Source organism: Pseudomonas sp. GW821-FHT07G06, from assembly GCF_058986625.1.
Genome location: NZ_JBYSVW010000051.1, coordinates 1 through 532, shown reverse-complemented (window position 1 = coordinate 532; position 532 = coordinate 1). Strand labels below are relative to the sequence as shown.

The 532-nt window shown below is 62.2% G+C and carries 1 protein-coding gene; it reads left to right on the top strand.

Annotation, left to right across the window (positions count from 1 at the left end; translation table 11 throughout):
- A partial coding sequence (locus AC3WJW_RS30010) for a cadherin-like domain-containing protein (RefSeq protein WP_493728552.1) occupies positions 1 to 532 on the top strand: 532 nt, incomplete at both ends.

Genomic DNA, 532 nt, shown 5'->3' with positions numbered 1-532 from the left:
CCAACGGTGAGCTACACCGTCACCGACGGCTCGGGCAGCAATGTCACCTCGACCCTGAACATCAGCGTCACCCCGGTCGACGACAACTTCACCGACATTAGCGAAACGGTCTCCACTCAGGAAGACACCGCCATTAGCGGTAGCGTCCTCACCGGTACCTCGAGCGTCGACGGCCCGGTCAGCGTGGTGAACTTCAGCATCGACGGCGTTACTGGCACCTTCACCGCCGGTCAGACCGCGACCATCGCCAACGTCGGTACCCTGGTGATCGGGGCTAATGGCACTTACACATTCACGCCTGCCGAGAATTACAACGGCAGCGTGCCGACCGTCAGCTACACCGTTACCGACGGCTCCGGCAGCAACGTCACTTCGACCTTGACCATCAGCGTCACCCCGGTCGATGACAACTTCACCGACCTCAGCGAAAGCGTAACCACCGCTGAAGACACCGTCGTCACCGGCAGCGTCCTCACCGGCACCTCGAGCGTCGACGGCCCGGTCAGCGTGGTGAATTTCGCCATCGACGGCG